Source organism: Arthrobacter humicola (assembly GCF_022803015.1).
GTDB lineage: Bacteria > Actinomycetota > Actinomycetes > Actinomycetales > Micrococcaceae > Arthrobacter > Arthrobacter humicola_A.
Map to the genome: position 1 here is coordinate 84,196 of NZ_JAFKON010000004.1, position 18,723 is coordinate 102,918.

An 18,723-nucleotide genomic window follows, 5' to 3' on the forward strand; every position below is an offset into this window, starting at 1 on the left:
CGGGCCGATCCTGCTTCCAAACGCCAACAGCCCGAGCCCCGCAGTGCGGGACCCGGGCTGTTGCCGTGCTAATTCGTTGTTACTTCTTGCTGGCGGCGAGGAGGTCAGCGGTGCCCTGGGCGTCGGCGGCGTCGACGTCGCGGAGCGAGATGCCGCGGGTTTCCTTAAGGAAGAACACCGCAACCAAGGTGACTACACAGGCGCCGAGGAGGTAGATGGCGACCGGGACCGAGGACTTGTACTGGCCCAGGAGCGCGACGGCGATGATCGGAGCCAGCGAACCGGCCACAATCGAGGTGACCTGGTAGCCCAGCGAGACGCCGGAGTAGCGCATCCGGGTCGGGAACATTTCGGCCATGAGCGCCGGCTGGCCGGCGTACATCAGGGAGTGGAACAGCAGGCCGATGGTGATCGCAGCGAGGATGACGAGGTCGTTCTTGGTGTCCATCATCGGGAACGCGAAGAATCCCCACGTTCCGCCGAGGATGGCGCCGGCCATGTAGACCGGCTTGCGGCCGACGTTGTCCGAGAGCCTGCCGACCATCGGGATCACGGCGAAGTGGACGATGTGCGCCACAAGCAGCAGCAGCAGGATCCGCGAGGTGTCCGTCTGGACGATGACCTTCAGGTAAGTGATCGAGAAGGTGACCACAAGGTAGTAGAGGATGTTCTCGGCGAAGCGCAGACCCATGGCGGTGAAGACGCCGCGCGGGTAGCGGCGGAAGACCTCGGCCACGCCGTAGCCCTTGTGGCCGGCCTCGACCTCCTTGCGGGCCTCCAGGAAGATGGGGGCGTCCTGGACCTTGGTGCGGATGTAGTAGCCGACCAGCACGATCACGGCGGAGAGCCAGAAGGCTACGCGCCAGCCCCAGCTGAGGAAGTCGGCGGAGGACAACGTGGCGGAAAGGGTGAACAGGACAGCTGTGGCCAGGAGGTTGCCCATCGGAACCGCCGACTGCGGCCAGCTTGCCCAGAATCCGCGGGACTTGCTCGGGCTGTGTTCGGCGACGAGAAGGACTGCGCCGCCCCATTCACCGCCAACGGCGAAGCCCTGGGCGAAGCGCAGGAAGACCAGCAGGGCCGGGGCCCAGTAGCCGATCTGCGCGAAGGTGGGCAGGCAGCCCATGGCGAAGGTGGCAACGCCGACAAGGATGATGCTCAGCTGGAGCAACTGCTTGCGGCCGAACTTGTCGCCGAAGTGGCCGAAGACGATGCCGCCGATCGGGCGGGCAATGAAGCCGACCGCGTAGGTGAGGAAAGCGGCGAGGATGCCATCCAGTTCCGAACCGGTGTTCGGGAAGAACAGCTTGCCGAACACAAGGGTGGCGGCGGAGGCGTAGAGGAAAAACTCGTACCACTCAACCACGGTGCCGGCCATGGAGGCCGCCACCACCTTCTTCAGGCCGGACGTTTTGACGTCGGTTTCTTCAGCGCGCCTTGCGGCGTTTTCCGTACTCATCGTGACTCCTTCGGCGTCTCCATCGACACCCTGTGGACCATTGGACTGAGGACGCTTGTGATTTAGGGCACAGGGCGTCATTCCCCATGAGTATGGACGCTCCGGCCCTCAGCCTCAACGGCCATTAGTGCAGAGCGCATCTGCAAAAATGCACAAGCGGGCCGGCCTAGTGGCTGAAGAAGGTCTCCCGGAGCTGCCCGCTGAGCTGGCCGATTTCGGTCAGGAAGCCGTCGTGGCCGATTGGCGCTTGAATGATATGCAGTTCCGGGCCGCCCGGCAGGGCCTCTGCCAGTTGACGGGACTGGGCCGGGAAATACAGGCGGTCCGAGTCCACGGCCGCCACCAGGAATTCTGCGGTGGCCGGGGCCAGTGCCTCCCCGAGACCTCCGCGCCCCCGGCAGACATCGTGGCTCATGAGGGCTTCGGTGATCGCGATGTAGCTGTTCGCGTCGAAACGCCGGGCCAGTTTGCTGCCCTGGTGGTCCAGGTAGCTTTCCACCTGATAGCGCCCGCGTCCGGCCAGCGATCCGGCTTCCAGGGGCGTCTCGGACTCTTGGGCGTTGCGGCCAAACCGGCCGTCCAGTTCGGCCGCTGAGCGGTAGGTGATGTGCGCGATGCGGCGGGCGAGGGCGAGCCCCGACTCGGGTTCCGGGCCGCCGTAGTAGTCCCCGCCCCTGAAGTGGGGGTCCTGGCGGATGGCCAGCGTCTGTGCCTGCGCGAAGGCAATCTGTTCGGCAGTGCTGCTGGCGCCGACGGAAATCACGGCGCAGCGCCGGACCCGGCCGGGAAACGTGACGGCCCATTCAAGGGCCCGCGCGCCGCCGAGCGAGCCGCCCAGCACCGCGTACCAGCTGCCGATGCCCAGGGCATCGGCCAGCCGCGCCTCGGCGGCGGCGGTGTCCCGCAGGGTGACCAGCGGGAACCGCGATCCCCAGGGGCGCCCGTCGGGGGCCGGGGTGGAAGGTCCGGTGGATCCGTAGCAGCCGCCCAGGATGTTGATCGAAACGACGAAGTACTTGTCCGTGTCCACGGGAGCCCCGGGTCCGGCGAGCTGTTCCCACCAGCCGGGCTCCCCGCTCTCGCCGCGGGTCACGTGTGTGTCGCCGGTCAGGGCGTGTTCAATGAGCACTGCGTTGGAGGCGTCCGCGTTCAGGGTCCCCCACGTCTCGTAGGCGAGCACCACATCCGGCAACGGAGTCCCGGATTCGAGCTGCAGATCACCGATCCTGACGAACTGGACGGTCCCGTCAGGGGTCCGGGATGGTTTGGTTTCGGGAACACCCGTGCGGGTGACGGCAATCGTCATGTGAGGACCTATCTTCGCGCTTGCCCGCCGTCAGCTGACCGGCAGGCCAGGTCTTCACCCGGGGCACCCCGCCGCAAAAGGAGGGTTGCCGGCCAGCAAGCCGGGGCTGTCGCTGGCACTCATGACCTGGTACGAGTCTACGAAACAGGGTGCGGAAATCACGAAGATTATGACTTCCATGTGACAGCCGGACCCGTCAGCACCGCAGTTTCCCCACCTTTGACAGCCGTGACCGGCGGGTCGCGCCGAAGTGCCGGCGATTCCCGGCGTCATGCCAGCAAGGTGGGGAAATTCCGCGTGGGCTTCCGTCTAGGCGGTCTTGGCCGCGCGGAATCCGGCGTCGAGGTCCGCCAGGATGTCGTCAATATGCTCCAGTCCCACCGAAAGCCGCACCAGCCCGGGATTCACCCCGGCGATCACCTGCTGTTCGGGCGAGAGCTGGCTGTGGGTGGTCGACGCCGGATGGATCACCAGCGACCGGACATCGCCGATGTTCGCGACGTGCGAGTGCAGTTCGAGGGCATCGACGAACCGCTTGCCGGCCTCCGCTCCCCCGGCGATGTTGAACGCCACGACGGCGCCTGTCCCCTTGGGCCCGTACTTGCGGCCGCGCTCGTACCAGGGGCTGGACGGCAGCCCGGCGTAGGCGACCGATTCGACGTCGTCCCGCCCCTCCAGCCATTGCGCCACCTTCGTGGCGTTGGCCACGTGGCGCTCGACGCGCAGGCTCAGCGTTTCGATGCCCTGGGCGATGAGGAAGGCGTTGAACGGGGACACCGCGGAGCCGAGGTCGCGCAGGAGCTGGACCCGGGCCTTGAGGATGTAGGAGAGGTTCGCGCCCAGCGCGCCGTCGGCTCCGAGGTCGCGGGCGTAAACCAGGCCGTTGTAGGTGGGGTCCGGGGTGTTGAAGCCGGGGAACCGCTCCGGGTCTTTCCCGAAGTCGAAGTTGCCGGAGTCCACGATCACGCCGGCGATTGCGGCGCCGTGCCCGCCGAGGTACTTGGTGGCCGAATGGACCACGATGTCCGCGCCCCACTCGATCGGCCGGATCAGGTAGGGGGTGGAGAGCGTGTTGTCGACCACCAGCGGCACGCCGGCCTCGTGCGCCACGCGGGAGACGCCCTCGATGTCCAGGACGTCCTGGCGGGGGTTGGAGACCACTTCGCCGAAAAACAGCTTGGTGTTGGGCTGGACGGCGTCCCGCCACTGGTCCAGGTTGTCCGGGTCCGCCACGAAGGTCACGGAGATGCCGAACTTCTTCAGCGTGTGCGCGAGCAGGTTGTAGGTTCCGCCGTAGAGGCTGGGGCTGGCCACCACATGGTCCCCGGTCTCGGCGATGTTGAGGATCGCGAACGTCTCGGCGGCCTGGCCGGAGCTGAGCAGCAGCGCCGCGAGGCCTCCTTCCAGGCTGGCGACGCGCTGTTCGACAGCGTCCTGGGTCGGGTTGCCGATCCGGGTGTAGATGGGCGCGAGCTCGGCGAGCGCGAAGCGGTTCGCGGCGCTTTCGGCGCTGGGGAACACGAACGACGTCGTCTGGTAGATGGGCAGGGAACGCGCGCCGGTGGCGCTGTCCGGCTCCTGGCCGGCGTGGATCTGGCGGGTTTCAAAGGACCAGGCATTGGACATTGGTGCTCCTCGAGTCACTGGGCACAGCACCGGCCGGGGCTTTCGGCCCGAACCGGAACAGGCGCCGCGCTTGCCCTCCGGCGGGCGCCGGACGGCCAGGTCTTCACCCGGGGCACCCCACCGCGATACGAGGGTTGCCGGCCAGCAAGCCGGGGCTGTGCGCTGGCACTCATGACCTGGCTTCAGTGTAGGAATGGCGGCGGAGCCCTGGATAGCTTTGTGACGAAGATGAAGAGGGCTGCCGTCACGGAGCATCCGGGGCGCCGCGTTCGGCGCCCCGGGACGTCCCATGACGGTTAGGGGAGCCTAAGCTGAGAGGTCCATCACAAAGTGCCAAGATGATGGCATGCGCATGGATCACGTTTCTTACGCCTGTGAACACGATGGCTTGGCAGCCACCACTGAACGTATTGCGTCTGCCCTCGGCGTTGAAGCCGTGAAGGGTGGAGTGCACCCCCGTTTCGGGACACGCAACATGATTATCCCGCTCGCGGGACACAAGTACCTGGAAGTCGTGGAGGTCCTGAACCACCCGGCCTCCGACAAGGCCCCGTTCGGCCAGGCCGTCCGGGCACGCTCCGAGGCCGGCGGCGGCTGGATGGGCTGGTGCGTCGAGGTTGACGACCTGGCCCCGTTCGAGGAGCGGCTCGGCCGCGCCGCCGTCAACGGCAACCGGAAGTTTCCCGACGGCCGCGAACTGATCTGGAAGCAGATCGGCATCCTGGGGCTCATCGCCGACCCCCAGGTGCCGTACATGCTCAAGTGGGAGGGCGACCCGGAGTTGCACCCGTCCAACGCCTACGCGAGCGATGTCAAGATGTCCGCACTGACCATTGCCGGTTCGGCCGCGCGCGTCACGGAGTGGCTGGGCGAACCGGTTGAAAAGCCGCTGGAAGACGTCGCCGTGAACTGGATCGCGCCGCACGGGACTCCCGGCATCCTCTCTGTCACCTTCGAGACCGCCTCCGGAGCGGTCACGATCTAACGCTCCACCTGCCCCACGCTTCGGCCGCCATCTCTTAGGTGCCAACGTTGTCACCTAGGAGACGGCGGCCGAGATCATTTAAGGCCTGCCGATGGCGCCGGCTGTACGGGCAACGCCATCAGCCCAGGCCCACGGCCCTGCCGAACAGGCTGAACCCCACGAACGCCACAGTGTCCAGGATGGCGTGGGCGATCACCAGCGGCATCACCCGTTTGGTCCGCGTGTAGACCAGCGCGAAGACCACGCCCATCACCGCGTTGCCGATGAACGGCCCGAACCCCTGGTACAAGTGATAACTGCCGCGGAGCAGGGCGCTTGCGGCGATGGCCGCCGGCACGCTCCAGCCCAGTTTCCCGAGCCGGTCCAGCAGATACGCCACCACAATCACTTCCTCGACCACCGCGTGCCGGATCGCGGACAGGACCAGCACCGGCACGGTCCACCAGTACGCGTCCAGGGCGCTGGGGATGATCGCCGTCGTGATCCCCAGCGCCCGGCCGGCGGCGTAGAGCCCCAGGGACGGAATGCCGATGAGCGCAGCTAGTCCGAGCCCCTGCAGGAGGTCTTTGCCGGGCCGGGCGAAGTCGAAGCCGATCCTTCGGAACGCCGAGGTTCCGCGCTCACCGGCCGGCCAGTGCTCGGTGAGGAAATAGATCACAAGGGCCACCGGGACCAGGGCGAAGATGATGTCCAGCAACTGGTAGGTGAGGTCGAAGTATTCGCGTGCGCTCTGTGAGCGGTTCAGGGTGGATGTCCCCTGGGCCAGCGGCGCCGTGGTCATCTTGTCCAGCAACTGCACCAGGGAGTAGATCGCGGACTGCCCGAGCGACAACCCCAGGACAATCAACACTTCGAACCGCAGCCGACGGCGGGAGGGAACCAACATGGTTCTATCTTGCCTGCACTTGCCGATAGTTTGCTGGTGCCCGCGTGGTACCGGCCGAACGGGGTTTTGCCTGCGGCACCTGCTTTTAGGAGCCCTATGCTTGGGGATTATGAGTGCGCCCCGGAAAATCATCATGATCCGGCACGGCCAGTCTGCCGCCAATGCCGACACCTCGATCTACAACCGTGTTCCGGACTACCGGATCCCGTTGACCGCGCTGGGCCTGGAGCAGGCCACCGCGGCCGGGGAGGAGGTCCGGCGCCAGCTGGACGGCCGCCCGGTGTGCGTCTACGTCTCCCCCTACCTGCGCGCCTACCAGACCCTCGAGGCGCTGAATCTCGGCCCGCTCGTGGAGCGGGTGATCGAGGAACCGCGGCTGCGCGAACAGGACTGGGCCAACTTTCAGATCGCCGGCGACATCGAGGACCAGAAGGAGCTCCGCAACGCCTACGGGCACTTCTTCTACCGCTTCCGCGAGGGCGAGTCCGGTTCCGATGTGTATGACAGGATCTCTTCCTTTATGGAAACCCTGCACCGGCACTGGTCCCGGCCCGGCTATGCCCCGAACGCGCTGTTCGTGACGCACGGATTGACCATGCGGCTGTTTTGCATGCGCTGGTTCCACTGGTCGGTGGAATACTTCGAGTCCCTGAACAACCCCGAAAATGCCGAGGTCCGCACCCTGCTGCGCACCTCGCACGGCAAGTACGAGCTCGACAAGCCCTTCACGCAGTGGGAGAAGAGGCGCGTGGACGAGACCGTCCTCGACGCACCGCCCATGATGTTCTAGGGCTAACGGACCGGCTGCGCTACACCGGCGCGCCACACCGCGTGCGTCAGGGGGATGCCGGGCCGGTAGGCCAGGTGCGTGGCGGAAGGGGCGTTGAGCAGGTGCAGGTCCGCGCGGTGCCCGACGGCGATCGAGCCCACCGCGCGTGCGCCGTCGGCGTCGTTCCCGGACTCCCGGCCCAGGGCCAGCGCGCCGCCGTAGGTCGCGGCGCGCACCGCCTCGTGGACGCTGAGCCGCATCTGCAGCACGGCGGTGGTGACGCAGAACGCCATGGAGCTGGTGTAGGACGTGCCGGGGTTGCAGTTGGAGGCCAGCGCCAGCTGCACACCGGCGTCGAGCAGCTCCCGGCCGGGGGCCAGCGGCTGCCGGGTGGAAAGATCGCAGGCCGGCAGGCAGGTGGCAACCGTGCCGCGCTGCCCGGATCCAGGGGTGCCGCTGCCGCCGGCGGCGTCCCAGCCGGACCAGCTCGCGGCGAGGGCGTCGACGTCCGCGGCCGACAGGTAGTTCACGTGGTCCACGCTGGCGGCGCCGACTTCCACCGCCAGCCGGACTCCGGGGCCCTCGCCGAGCTGGTTGCCGTGGACGCGCAGTCCCAGCCCGGCGGCCTTGCAGGCCAGGAGCACCCGGCGGGACTGGTCCTCGTTGAACGCGCCCTGCTCGCAAAAGACGTCGGCCCAGCGGACGTAGGGCCGGACTGCGGTGAGCATCGGCCCGCAGACCAGCTCCGTGTATTCCTCCGCGTCCATCCCGGCGGGCACAAGGTGCGCCCCCAGGTAGGTCACCTCGTCCGCCACGGTCGAGGCGATGCGGGCGCTGCGGGCCTCGTTCTCGAGGTCCAGGCCGTAGCCGGTTTTGGTCTCCAGGTAGGTGGTGCCCTGCGACACGGCCTCCGCGACGCGGCCCATCGCGAGCCGGGTCAGGTCGAAGTCGCTCGCGCTCCGGGTGGCGCCAGTGGTGACGGCGATCCCGCCGGCGCTGTAGCTCTCTCCCGCCATCCGGGCCTCGAACTCGGCAGTGCGGTCCCCCGCGAAGATCAGGTGCGTGTGGGAGTCGACCCAGCCCGGCAGGAGCGCCCGGCCACCGGCATCCACCCGTTCGTCCGCGGCCGGGGCGCCGGCCGCGGGCCCGAGCCAGGAAATCCGCTCCCCCTCGATCACCACCGCCGCGTCACGGAGGACGCGGTGTTCCGCGTCCTGGGTCATCAGTTCGGCGATATTGGTGATGAGGGTGCTCATGGATCCATTCTTCAGCGCCGGATGGACCAGCGGGTCGCGGCCAGCGCCTCCGCTGTCCGGGATGCCGGACTGGCCTCGGTGGACGGAGACATAGCCGGGGAGACACCCGGGGTCAGGGCCGGGGCGGAGCCCTGGCCGGCGAGGATCAGTCCGGCGGCCAGTTCCGCGACGCCGGATGATGTCTGGAATCCGTACCCGCCCTGACCGGCGAGCCAGAAGAATCCGGTGGCCTCGGCGTCGAACCCCACCACCGGGACGCCGTCGGCCGCCTCCGTCCGCAGCCCCGTCCAGGCGGTGCGGACGTTCCGGATCCCGAGCGTCGTGATCTCGTTGAGCCGGGCGATGACCCGTTCGACGTCACCGGGATAGGGCCGGGCGTCCTCGGGTCCGCTCGGCACGTGCTCCGCGGGTGAGATCAGGACCTGGCCGTTATCGGGCCGGAAGTAGAAGCTGTCATCGGCCGCCGCCACCATCGGGCAGGCTTCCGGGAGCGGATTATCGACGTCGACGATCGCCGCGGTGCGCCGGTACGGCTGCAGGCCCAGCTTCTCGACGCCGCTGAGGACGGCGAGCTCGTCGGCCCAGGCACCGGCGGCGTTAACCACGACGGCGGACTGGAAGCCTTCCTGCCCGGCGCCCAGTTCCCAGCCGGTGCCCAGGCGCTGGGCCGAATGGACCCTGGCGCCGGTAATGATGTCCACGCCGCCGGCCACGGCGAGCCGCCGGTGGTCCTCGAGCAGCACGGGGGCGTTGCAGGCGAAGGATCCGGTGTCCAGCCCGGCGGCGCTGAACGAATCCGGGACCAGGGCCGGGCACAGGTCCAGTGCCTCGGCGTGGGTGATCCGCTGCATGTGTCCGCTTGCCTCCGCCCGGACGGTGGCGTCGTCCCCGATCAGCATGAAGCTGCGCGGGGTGAGCACCGGTTCCGGACGTTCGGCGTCCTGGGCCGCGATGAGGTCGAGCGTCCGGACGGTGAGCTCCTGAACCACAGGCGGGCCGTAGCTGGGAATCAGTTGCCGGGCCGAGCGGGCCGAGGTGTGGTACGCCAGGGTCTGCTCGGCTTCGATCAGGGCCACGCTGCAGTGCCCGGCCACGGCGGAGGCAAGGGACAGGCCGGCGATCCCGCCGCCGACAATTACGACATCGTAATGAGCTGACATGATCCCATCCTTGCAGATTGTCGGGTCAGGTGATCACGTCCGGCTATACGGCGTTTGCCGCAACCTGCGCCCGGGCGAGCGGCGTGAATCGGGTCCCACAGTCATCACCAGCGGCGTTGTTGGGTGCCAGGGCGTTGAAATGTCCAGTGACTCACGGTGTTCTCGGCACATGCCGTCTCCACGATTCCGAGTTTGGCGGCGACCTTCTTGGAATTCTGGTTGCTTGGATAAATTGTGCACGCCGCCCCGGGACATGCTCTTCCGTGGTCCGCACGGCTGGACATGTCCCTCGTTGCGGCGGGCAGACCCGGGACATGCCCCTCCTTGGTCGTGGCCATTGGACATAGTGGCATTATGTCCAGTCCTCGCTGCCGAAGCTGGACATGTCCCTCGTTGCGGCGGGCAGGCCCGGGACATGCTCTTCCGTGGTCCGCACGGCTGGACATGTCCCTCGTTGCGGCGGGCAGGCCCGGGACATGCCCGCCCGTGGTCCGCACGACTGGACATGTCCCTCGTTGCTGCGGGCCGGCCCGGGACATGCTCTTCCGTGGTCCGCACGGCTGGACATGTCCCTCGTTGCTGCGGGCCGGCCCGGGACATGCCCTTCGTTGGTCGCGGCCATTGGACATAGTGGCATTATGTCCAGTCCTCGCTGCCGAAGCTGTACATGTCACGCGGACCAGCACGTGGAGGAAGCCTGGATGAACGTGCAAGGCCGGGCAGGGCCTGGCTCCTGGGGCCGGGCCGGACCCGTGCTGAATGCGGGGGCCCGGCCTCGGCGATCAGGCGCTCTAGGCTGCTGCCACTGCTGCGCGGCTGCGCACGAACGCCTGGACGCAGGCTTCGACGTCGTCGGCGCTGTGCGCGGCGGAGAGCTGGACGCGGATCCGGGCGGCGCCCTTGGGCACCACCGGGTAGCTGAACGCCGTGACGAAGACGCCGTTGTGGAGCATGGCGTCGGCCACCTTGGCCGCCATCACGGCGTCGCCGAACATTACCGGGACAATGGCGTGCTCGCCGGGGAGCAGGTCGAAGCCTTCCTCGCTCATGCGGTTCCGGAAGAGTTCAGCGTTGGCGAAGAGCTTGCCGCGCAGTTCGCCGGAGTTTTCCACGAGGTCCAGGGCCTTGAGCGTGGCCGCGACGATCGCCGGGGCCAGCGAGTTGGAGAACAGGTAGGGGCGGGCCTTCTGGCGGAGCATCGCCACGACCTCGCCGCGGCCCGAGACGTAGCCGCCGGAGGCGCCGCCGAGGGCCTTGCCGAAGGTGCCGGTGTAGATGTCCACGCGGTCCGAGACGCCGGCGTGTTCCGGCGTGCCGGCACCGGTGGCGCCCATGAAGCCCACTGCGTGGGAATCGTCCACCATGACCAGGGCGTCGTACTTATCGGCGAGGTCGCAGATCGCTTCGAGCGGGGCCAGGAAGCCGTCCATCGAGAAGACGCCGTCCGTGACGATGATCTTGCGGCGGGCCGGGTTCTCCTGCGTGGTGGCCTCGATCAGCTTCGATTCGAGGTCCGCCATGTCCTGGTTGGCGTAGCGGAAGCGCTGGGCCTTGCAGAGCCGGATGCCGTCAATGATGGACGCGTGGTTCAGGGCGTCCGAGATGACTGCGTCTTCCGGGCCGAAGAGGGACTCGAATACGCCGCCGTTGGCGTCGAAGCAGCTGGAGAACAGGATGGTGTCCTCGGTGCCGAGGAACGCCGAGACGCGCTTTTCCAGTGCCAGGTGCAGGTCCTGGGTGCCGCAGATGAAGCGGACGCTGGCCATGCCGAAGCCGCGCTCGTCCATGGCGGTCTTCGCCGCGGCGATGATGTCCGGGTGGTCGGCGAGGCCCAGGTAGTTGTTGGCGCAGAAGTTCAGCACGTCGGCGCCGGACTCGCCGATCTGCCCGGCCTTGATGCGGTTGGCCTGCGGCGAGTCGATATGCCGCTCGGTCTTGAACAGACCGGCGCTGCGGATCTCATCGAGTTCGTGCTGCAGCTGGTCCTTGATGGCTGAATACATGGGTTGGCTCCTCGGCTGGTTGGATGCGGGGGCGGAATGCTGTGCGTGGAAGGCGGCGTCTGGCAGGGGCCCGGAAGCGCGCGATCGGGGAAAGGGGCCTAGAAAACGGTCCAGTCGAGGACCACCTTGCCGCCGACGCCGGCGCGGGCCACCTCGAAACCCTTTTCCCAGTCGGTGGCCGGCAGCGTGTCCGTGACCACGGCCGAGATGTTTGCGTGCAGGGCCGGGTTGGATGAGAGCATGGCGCTCATCGCGTACCAGGTCTCGAACATTTCGCGACCGTAGATGCCCTTCATGGTCAGCATGTGCGTGACCACCTTGCCCCAGTTGATGTCGATGGACTGGCTGGGAAGTCCCAGCATCGCGATCCGGCCGCCGTGGTTCATGTTGTCGATCATCTCAGGCAGCGCGGTGGGGTGTCCCGACATTTCCATGCCGATGTCGAAGCCTTCGCGCATGCCGAGTTCGCGCTGGGCGTCCTTGACCCGCATCTTCGAGACATCGATCGCGAGGTCGACGCCGAGCCTGCGGGCCAGTTCCAGCCGGGGCGCGGAGACGTCGGTGATCGCGATCTTGCGGGCGCCCGCGTGCCGGGCGACGGCGATCGCCATCAGGCCGATAGGTCCGGCGCCGGTGATCAACACGTCCTCGCCGACCAGCGGGAAGCTCAGGGCGGTGTGGACGGCGTTGCCGAAGGGGTCGAAGATGGCGCCGAGTTCCGGGGTGACGGAGGGGTCCTGGTGGACCCAGACGTTGGTCTCGGGGATCACCACGTACTCGGCAAAGGCGCCGTCGCGCTGGACGCCGACGCTGACGGTGTTGATGCACATCTGGCGGCGGCCGGCGCGGCAGTTGCGGCAGATTCCGCAGACGATGTGGCCCTCGCCGGAGACCCTGTCCCCGACCTTGACGTCCAGGACGTCCTCGCCGGTCTCCACGACCTCGCCGTAGAACTCGTGGCCGGCGATCAGGGGGGCGTTGATGATGCCCTGCGCCCAGGCGTCCCAGGCCTGGATGTGCAGGTCCGTACCGCAGATGCCGGTGGTCATGACGCGGATCTTGACGTCCCCGGGGCCGCTCTTCGGCTCGGGACGGTCGACGAGCTCGAATCCTGCGTGGGCGCCGGCTTTGTAGAGAGCCTTCATGGGCCTTCCTAACTGTGCTTTTGGGGTCCTGCTCCGCGCGTTCTGTTCCGCGTGTTCTGTTCCGCATGCGGGGCGGGCGTGTGGGTCAACTCACCCCATTAGACCCACCAGAAAGCATTAGCACAACCGAATTTTTCTCAATCGACGAATTAGCAATCACTGTTGCATAGAATGGCTGGCATGGAAATCCACCAGCTGGAGATGTTGCGCGAACTCGGAGCTCTGGGCAGCGTCAAGGCCGTCGCCGAAACCCTTCTGGTGACGCCGTCGGCGGTGTCCCAGCAACTGGCCGCGCTGCAGAAGACTGTGGAGGTGCCGTTGACCCGCAAGGAGGGCCGGAACCTGGTGCTCACGGAGGCCGGCCAGGTGCTGGCGGACGCCGGGGCCGCGGTGGTCAGCGCGATGGCGGATGCGAAGATGGCGATCGGCGCCTACCACGGCTCACCGGTGGCGCCGGTGACGCTCAGCGGTTTCCACAGCGCCGGGCAGGCATTGTTCGCGCCGCTGGCCCGGCTGCTGGACGGCCCGGGCCAGCCGCGGATCCTGCTCTCCGACGAGGACGTCGCCCAGCAGGATTTTCCCGCCCTGACGGCGCGGTACGACCTGGTCCTGGCGCACCGGATGGACCACAGCCCGCGCTGGCCCGAGGAACGCGTCGCGGTGATCCCGCTCGCGCACGAGCCGCTGGACGTGGCACTGCCGGCCGGGCACCGGCTGGCCGGCCAGCGCGCGGTGACGGCGGACGACGTCGTGGGCGAACCGTGGGTGACGAGCCGCGCCGGCTACTCCCCCGCCGACGTGCTCTCCGCCCTCGCGGCGGTCTCCAGCCGTGAGCTGAACATCGTGCACCGCATCAACGACTACTCAACTGTGGCGGCGCTCGTGGCGGCCGGCGGCGTGATCGGCCTGCTGCCGCGGCACACCGCGCGGCCTGTGCTGAACCCGGACATTGTGCTGCGGCCGCTGGAGGGCATCAGCACCCGGCGCCGGATCGACGTCCTGGCCCGGCCGGAGAACCTTAAACGCACATCGGTCATGATGGTCTGCGAAGCATTGCAGACCATCATGACCGATTTAGTGGGCGGCTAGGGGCTAGCCCTCGACGCCGAGGCGCTCGAGGATCAGCTCCTTGACGCGGCCGGCGTCGGCCTGCCCGCGGGTGGCCTTCATGACAGCGCCGACGATCGCGCCGATCGCCTGGATCTTGCCGCCGCGGATCTTGTCCGCGACGCCGGGCTGCGCGGCGAGGGCCGCGTCGATCGCTTCCAGGAGCGGGCCGTCGTCGGAGACCACGGCGAGGCCGCGCTTCCCGACGATTTCCGCCGGAGTGCCTTCGCCGGCGAGCACGCCGTCCAGGACCTCGGAGGCCATCTTGTTGTTGATCTTGCCGTCCTCCACCATCTTGTTCAGTTCCACGATGGTGGCCGGGTTGACGCCGAGCTGGCCGGGATCGACGTCGGCGTTCTTGGCGCGGCCGACGATCTCGCCCATCCACCATTTGCGGGCCACGGTGGCGGTGGCGCCGGCGGCGATGGTTTCCTCGATCTCGTCCATGACGCCGGCGTTGACGACGTCGCGGAACTCCAGGTCCGAGTAGCCCCAGTCCGCCTGCAGGCGCTTGCGGCGCGCGGCCGGCGGCTCGGGCAGGGTGGCCCGGAGCTCCTCGACCCATTCGCGGGACGCGGTGATCGGGACCAGGTCAGGTTCCGGGAAGTAGCGGTAGTCGTCGGCGTCGGACTTGGCCCGGCCCGACGTCGTGGTCCGGGTGTCCTCGTGCCAGTGGCGGGTTTCCTGGATGACCGGCTCGCCGGAGTCCAGCACGGCGGCGTGCCGCTGGATCTCGTAGCGGACGGCGTGTTCGACGGCGCGCAGCGAGTTGACGTTCTTGGTCTCCGAGCGGATGCCGAAACGTTCGCGGCCGTGCGGGCGCAGCGAGACGTTGGCGTCGCAGCGGACGTTGCCGCGCTCCATCTTCGCGTCCGAGACCCCGAGGTTCTTGACGATCTCGCGGACGGCGGCCACGTAGGCCTTGGCGAGTTCGGGGGCGCGGCTGCCGGCGCCCTCGATCGGCTTGGTGACGATCTCGACCAGCGGCACGCCGGAACGGTTGTAGTCCACCAGGGAGTAGTCCGCGCCCTGGATGCGTCCGGTGGCGCCGCCCATATGGGTCAGCTTGCCGGCGTCCTCCTCCATGTGCGCGCGTTCAATCTCAACCCGGAACACGGTGCCGTCGGAGAGCTCGATGTCCAGGTAGCCGTCGTACGCGATGGGCTCGTCGTACTGGGAGGTCTGGAAGTTCTTCGGGGTGTCCGGGTAGAAGTAGTTCTTCCGGGCGAAGCGGCACTTCTCGGCGATCTTGCAGTTCAGCGCCAGGCCGATCTTGATCGAGGACTCGATCGCGGTCTTGTTCACCACCGGCAGCACGCCGGGCATGCCGAGGTCCACCTCGTTGACGTTGGTGTTCGGCTCGTCGCCGAAGACGTTCGGCGCGGAGGAGAACATCTTGGTCTTGGTGTTGAGCTCCACGTGGACCTCGAACCCCAGGACGGGATCGTACTTGTCCATCGCCTCTTCAAAGCTGAGGGTTGCGTCAGTCATTAGTGTGAGCCTCCGTGGCTTGAGGCGGCGGCAGCCGCAGAAGTAGCAGTGAGCGAGGGGGCCTTGTCCAGCAGCGGGCCGCCCCACTGCGCCTCGAGCAGGGATTCCAGGACCGCGCCGACGCGGTACAGGCGGGCGTCCTGGCGGGCCGGGGCCAGGAGCTGGATGCCCACGGGCAGCCCGTCCTCGTCGGCCAGGCCGCCGGGCAGGGAGAGGCCGGGGACGCCGGCCATGTTCGCCGGGATGGTGGCGACGTCGTTGAGGTACATCGCCAGCGGGTCGTTGAGCTTCTCGCCGAGCTTGAACGCCGTGGTCGGCGCCGTCGGGGAAATCAGCACGTCGGCCTTTTCGAAGGCGGCGTCGAAGTCGCGCTGGATCAGGGTGCGCACCTTCTGGGCCGAGCCGTAGTAGGCGTCGTAGTAGCCGGCGCTCAGGGCGTAGGTGCCCAGGATGATGCGGCGCTTGACCTCGTCGCCGAAGCCGGCGGCGCGGGTGGCCCCCATGACCCGCTCGATGGTCAGCGGTCCCTGTTCGGGCAGGACCCGCAGGCCGTAGCGGACGCCGTCGAACTTGGCCAGGTTGGAGGAAGCCTCGGACGGCATGATCAGGTAGTAGGCGCCCAGGGCGTACTTGAAGTTGGGGCAGGAGACCTCGACGATCTCGGCGCCCGCGCCTTTGAGCAGTTCGAGGGATTCGTTGAAGCGGTTCTCGACGCCGGCCTGGTAGCCCTCGCCGTGCAGCTCCTTGATGATGCCGATCTTCATGCCCTCGACGTTGCCGGTCCGGGCCGCGGCCACGAGGTCCTCGAGCGGGTCCGGCAGCGAGGTGGAGTCGCGCGGATCATGCCCGCCGATCACCTGGTGCAGCAGGGCCGAGTCGAGCACGGTGCGGGACACCGGCCCGATCTGGTCCAGCGAGGAGGCCATGGCGATGGCACCGTAGCGGGAAACGCCGCCGTAGGTGGGCTTGACGCCGACCGTGCCGGTGACGGCGCCGGGCTGGCGGATGGATCCGCCGGTGTCCGTGCCGAGGGCCAGCGGGGCTTCGAAGGCCGCGACGGCGGCAGCGGAGCCGCCGCCGGAACCGCCCGGGATGCGGTCCAGGTCCCATGGGTTGTGCGTGGGCCCGTAGGCCGAGTGCTCGGTGGAGGAGCCCATCGCGAATTCGTCGAGGTTCGTCTTGCCCAGGATCGGCATCTTGGCGGCGCGCAGGCGCTCGACGACGGTGGCGTCGTAGGGGCTGTGCCAGCCTTCGAGGATCTTCGAGCCGGCCGTGGTGGGCTGGCCGATCGTGACGATGAGGTCCTTGACGGCGATCGGGACGCCCGCGAGGACGTGGAGCTCTTCGGCGGCGGCACCGCCGGCGGCGCGGATCGCATCCACTTCGGCGGCGACGGCGAGCGCCTCGTCGGCGTTGACGTGGAGGAAGGCGTGGACCTTGCCGTCGACGGCGGCGATGCGGTCCAGGTAGGCCTGGGTGACCTCGACGGCGGTGATCTCGCGGGCGGCCAGCTTCTCGGCGAGCGCGGCGGCGGAGAGGCGGATCAGTTCGTTGTTCTCAGTCATGGTCTTAGTCCTCATCCAGGATTGCCGGGACCTTGAAACGGCCTTCGTACGCGTCGGGGGCACCGGAGAGGGACTGCTCGGCCGTAAACGTGTGGCCCACGACGTCCTCGCGGAACACATTGGTCAGCGGAATCGGGTGGGACGTGGCCGGGACGTCATCACCGGCGGCTTCACTGACGGACTTCACTGAATCCACGATGACGGCGAGTTCGCCGGCCATCCTGTCCAGCTCTTCAGCACTCATCTCGATGTGCGCGAGTTGCGCGAGATGCGCGACGTCGTCGCGGTTGATCGCAGCCATGGATCTCCCCTGCAAGGTATGGATAATTTTCCGTCCCAGTCTACGTGTCTGAACTCCCTGCCGCCGTCCGGCGCCAGGCCGGACGAGCCTCCCTCACCAAACGGGACTGTCGGGTCCGGAAAATCTCCGAACCCGACAGCCTCGCTATCAATATTTGTGGTGCTCCTTGGTTTGTTAGCCGATGCCGATGGCTCCGGTGAGCACTCCTACTCCGAGCATCACCAGGGAGATCACGGCCGTGCGCCACAGGACCTTCTTGTGGTGGTCGCCCAGGTCCACCTTCGCGAGGGAGACCAGGAGCAGGATGGCGGGGACCAGGGGGCTCTGCAGGTGGAAGGGCTGGCCGGTGATGGAAGCGCGGGCCATGTCGGCGGCGCTGACGCCGTAGTGGGCCGCCGTTTCGCTCAGGACCGGCAGGACGCCGAAGTAGAAGGCGTCGTTGCTCATGAAGAACGTCATCGGGATGCTCAGGACACCGGTGATCACGGCCATCAGCGGACCCATGTCCGACGGGATGATCTGGACCAGCCATTCCGACATGGCCTTGACCATGCCCGTGCCGTTGAGGACGCCGGTCAGGACCGAGGCGGCCATGACCATGCTGACGACCGCGACAATCGAGGGAGCGTGCGCGATCAGCTGGGCGCTCTGGTCCTTGACCTTGGGGAAGTTGACCAGCAGGGCGATGGCGGCGCCGACCATGAAGACGAACGGGAGCGGAATGACGTTGGCGACGAGCGTCGCCATGACCGCGACCGTGAGGCCGAGGTTGAACCAGAACAGCTTGGGACGGAGGGTCTTGCGGTTGGGGTCCAGGGCGGTGTCGGCCATGGCGGAGTCGCGGTCGTCAACGAAGGAATCGGCGCGCTCCAGCACTGCAACGGACGATCCTTCCGGGGAGAGCCCGGCGGGCGAGGCTCCGGGGCCCTTGCGGCCGCGGCGGATTCCGGTACCGCCGGCCGCGGTGCCGCCGGCTGCGCCGTCTGCATCGCCGTCGAAGGCTGCAGCTGTGTCCGGGACGCCCCAGATCTCGGGGGCGACGGCGCGGAGACGGTTGCGTTCCTGCAGGCCGAGCAGCCAGGAGAAGACCAGCACGACGATGAGCCCTGCGATGAGGGACGGGACCATGGGCACGAAGACATCGTTGACGTCGAGCTTCAGCGCGGAGGCGGCGCGGGCGGTGGGGCCGCCCCAGGGCAGGATGTTCATGGTGCCGTTGGCCAGGCCGGCCACGCAGGTCAGGACCACGGGGCTCATCTTCAGCCGCAGGTAGACCGGCAGCATCGCCGCTGTGGTGAGGATGAAGGTGGTGGAGCCGTCGCCGTCGAGGGAGACCGCTGCCGCGAGGATGGCCGTGCCCAGGACCACCTTGGCGGGGTCGTTGCCGAGCTTTCGCAGGATGAACCGGACCAGGGGGTCAAAGAGCCCGACGTCGATCATCAGCCCGAAGTAGATGATCGCGAACATCAGCAGCGCGGCGGTGGAGGTCATGGATTTCATGGAGTCCATGACCATCGGGCCGATGCCGAGGCCCGCGCCGGCGAAAAGCCCGAAGACTGTGGGAACAATGATGAGCGCCAGCACCGGCGTCAACTTCTTCGTCATGATCAGCACCATGAATACCGCGATCATGGCGAATCCTAGTAATACCAGCACGGCCGGCT

At 67.7% G+C, this 18,723-nt stretch carries 15 protein-coding genes and 2 riboswitches; of the genes, 3 read left to right on the plus strand and 12 right to left on the minus strand.

All coding sequences use genetic code 11. The annotated features are described in order from the left end of the window. Nucleotides 1–79: 79 nt before the first annotated feature. The 3 genes from ARTB_RS10155 to ARTB_RS10165 all read right to left on the minus strand — a co-directional run bounded on the left by ARTB_RS10155 (nt 80) and on the right by ARTB_RS10165 (nt 4,391). Entirely contained in the window at nt 80–1,459 is a 1,380-nt protein-coding gene (locus ARTB_RS10155) for an MFS transporter (RefSeq protein ID WP_028278299.1), read from the minus strand. 166 nt (nt 1,460–1,625) lie between these two features. Further along, nucleotides 1,626–2,765 carry a homoserine O-acetyltransferase MetX gene (metX, locus tag ARTB_RS10160; RefSeq protein WP_243179646.1) on the minus strand — a complete coding sequence of 380 codons (1,140 nt, stop codon included), beginning with the start codon at nt 2,763–2,765 and terminating at the stop codon, nt 1,626–1,628. A gap of 11 nt (nt 2,766–2,776) precedes the next feature. Beyond that, nucleotides 2,777–2,892: riboswitch (SAM riboswitch) on the minus strand. Between the two features lie 182 nt (nt 2,893–3,074). Beyond that, nucleotides 3,075–4,391, minus strand: a complete 1,317-nt coding sequence (locus ARTB_RS10165; RefSeq protein ID WP_243179647.1) for a bifunctional o-acetylhomoserine/o-acetylserine sulfhydrylase — start codon at nt 4,389–4,391, stop codon at nt 3,075–3,077. 61 nt (nt 4,392–4,452) lie between these two features. After that, nucleotides 4,453–4,568: riboswitch (SAM riboswitch) on the minus strand. Between the two features lie 169 nt (nt 4,569–4,737). Here ARTB_RS10165 and ARTB_RS10170 point away from each other — a divergent pair. Continuing rightward, nucleotides 4,738–5,376 carry a VOC family protein gene (locus tag ARTB_RS10170; protein WP_243179648.1) on the plus strand — a complete coding sequence of 213 codons (639 nt, stop codon included), beginning with the start codon at nt 4,738–4,740 and terminating at the stop codon, nt 5,374–5,376. 118 nt (nt 5,377–5,494) lie between these two features. Here ARTB_RS10170 and ARTB_RS10175 read toward each other — a convergent pair whose 3' ends face one another. Beyond that, the gene (locus tag ARTB_RS10175) at nt 5,495–6,262 is read right to left on the minus strand and encodes a CPBP family intramembrane glutamic endopeptidase (protein ID WP_243179649.1); all 768 of its coding nucleotides are present in this window, start codon (nt 6,260–6,262) and stop codon (nt 5,495–5,497) included. Between the two features lie 109 nt (nt 6,263–6,371). On the opposite strand from ARTB_RS10175, the gene ARTB_RS10180 reads away from it, so the two are divergent. Further along, complete coding sequence (locus ARTB_RS10180) at nt 6,372–7,052, plus strand: histidine phosphatase family protein (protein WP_028278302.1); 681 nt, start codon at nt 6,372–6,374, stop codon at nt 7,050–7,052. A gap of 2 nt (nt 7,053–7,054) precedes the next feature. Here ARTB_RS10180 and ARTB_RS10185 read toward each other — a convergent pair whose 3' ends face one another. The 4 genes from ARTB_RS10185 to tdh all read right to left on the minus strand — a co-directional run bounded on the left by ARTB_RS10185 (nt 7,055) and on the right by tdh (nt 12,595). Continuing rightward, nucleotides 7,055–8,287: an amidohydrolase family protein gene (locus ARTB_RS10185; protein ID WP_243179650.1), complete on the minus strand. Its 1,233-nt coding sequence runs from the start codon at nt 8,285–8,287 to the stop codon at nt 7,055–7,057. 11 nt (nt 8,288–8,298) lie between these two features. Then, nucleotides 8,299–9,447 carry an NAD(P)/FAD-dependent oxidoreductase gene (locus ARTB_RS10190; protein WP_243179651.1) on the minus strand — a complete coding sequence of 383 codons (1,149 nt, stop codon included), beginning with the start codon at nt 9,445–9,447 and terminating at the stop codon, nt 8,299–8,301. A 791-nt stretch (nt 9,448–10,238) separates the two neighbouring features. Beyond that, nucleotides 10,239–11,450 (minus strand): glycine C-acetyltransferase, encoded by a 1,212-nt coding sequence (locus ARTB_RS10195; RefSeq protein WP_243179652.1) that lies wholly within the window; start codon nt 11,448–11,450, stop codon nt 10,239–10,241. A gap of 98 nt (nt 11,451–11,548) precedes the next feature. Next, a complete protein-coding gene (gene tdh / locus ARTB_RS10200) occupies nt 11,549–12,595 on the minus strand; it encodes an L-threonine 3-dehydrogenase (RefSeq protein WP_028278306.1) in 1,047 nt (348 codons plus the stop codon). Between the two features lie 180 nt (nt 12,596–12,775). Here tdh and ARTB_RS10205 point away from each other — a divergent pair, with 180 nt between their 5' ends. Continuing rightward, a complete protein-coding gene (locus ARTB_RS10205; RefSeq protein WP_028278307.1) occupies nt 12,776–13,684 on the plus strand; it encodes a LysR family transcriptional regulator in 909 nt (302 codons plus the stop codon). 3 nt (nt 13,685–13,687) lie between these two features. On the opposite strand, the gene gatB is transcribed toward ARTB_RS10205, so the two are convergent. The 4 genes from gatB to ARTB_RS10225 form a co-directional block, all read right to left on the minus strand. Beyond that, nucleotides 13,688–15,193: an Asp-tRNA(Asn)/Glu-tRNA(Gln) amidotransferase subunit GatB gene (gene gatB / locus ARTB_RS10210; RefSeq protein WP_243179653.1), complete on the minus strand. Its 1,506-nt coding sequence runs from the start codon at nt 15,191–15,193 to the stop codon at nt 13,688–13,690. After that, nucleotides 15,193–16,758, minus strand: coding sequence for an Asp-tRNA(Asn)/Glu-tRNA(Gln) amidotransferase subunit GatA (gene gatA / locus ARTB_RS10215; protein ID WP_243179654.1), 1,566 nt, complete (start codon nt 16,756–16,758; stop codon nt 15,193–15,195). Before gatA ends, gatB begins: the two co-directional genes overlap by 1 nt. 4 nt (nt 16,759–16,762) lie before the next feature. Further along, a complete protein-coding gene (gatC, locus tag ARTB_RS10220) occupies nt 16,763–17,059 on the minus strand; it encodes an Asp-tRNA(Asn)/Glu-tRNA(Gln) amidotransferase subunit GatC (protein ID WP_026537696.1) in 297 nt (98 codons plus the stop codon). A 174-nt stretch (nt 17,060–17,233) separates the two neighbouring features. Further along, complete coding sequence (locus ARTB_RS10225; protein ID WP_243179655.1) at nt 17,234–18,715, minus strand: CitMHS family transporter; 1,482 nt, start codon at nt 18,713–18,715, stop codon at nt 17,234–17,236. Between the last annotated feature and the right edge of the window lie 8 nt (nt 18,716–18,723).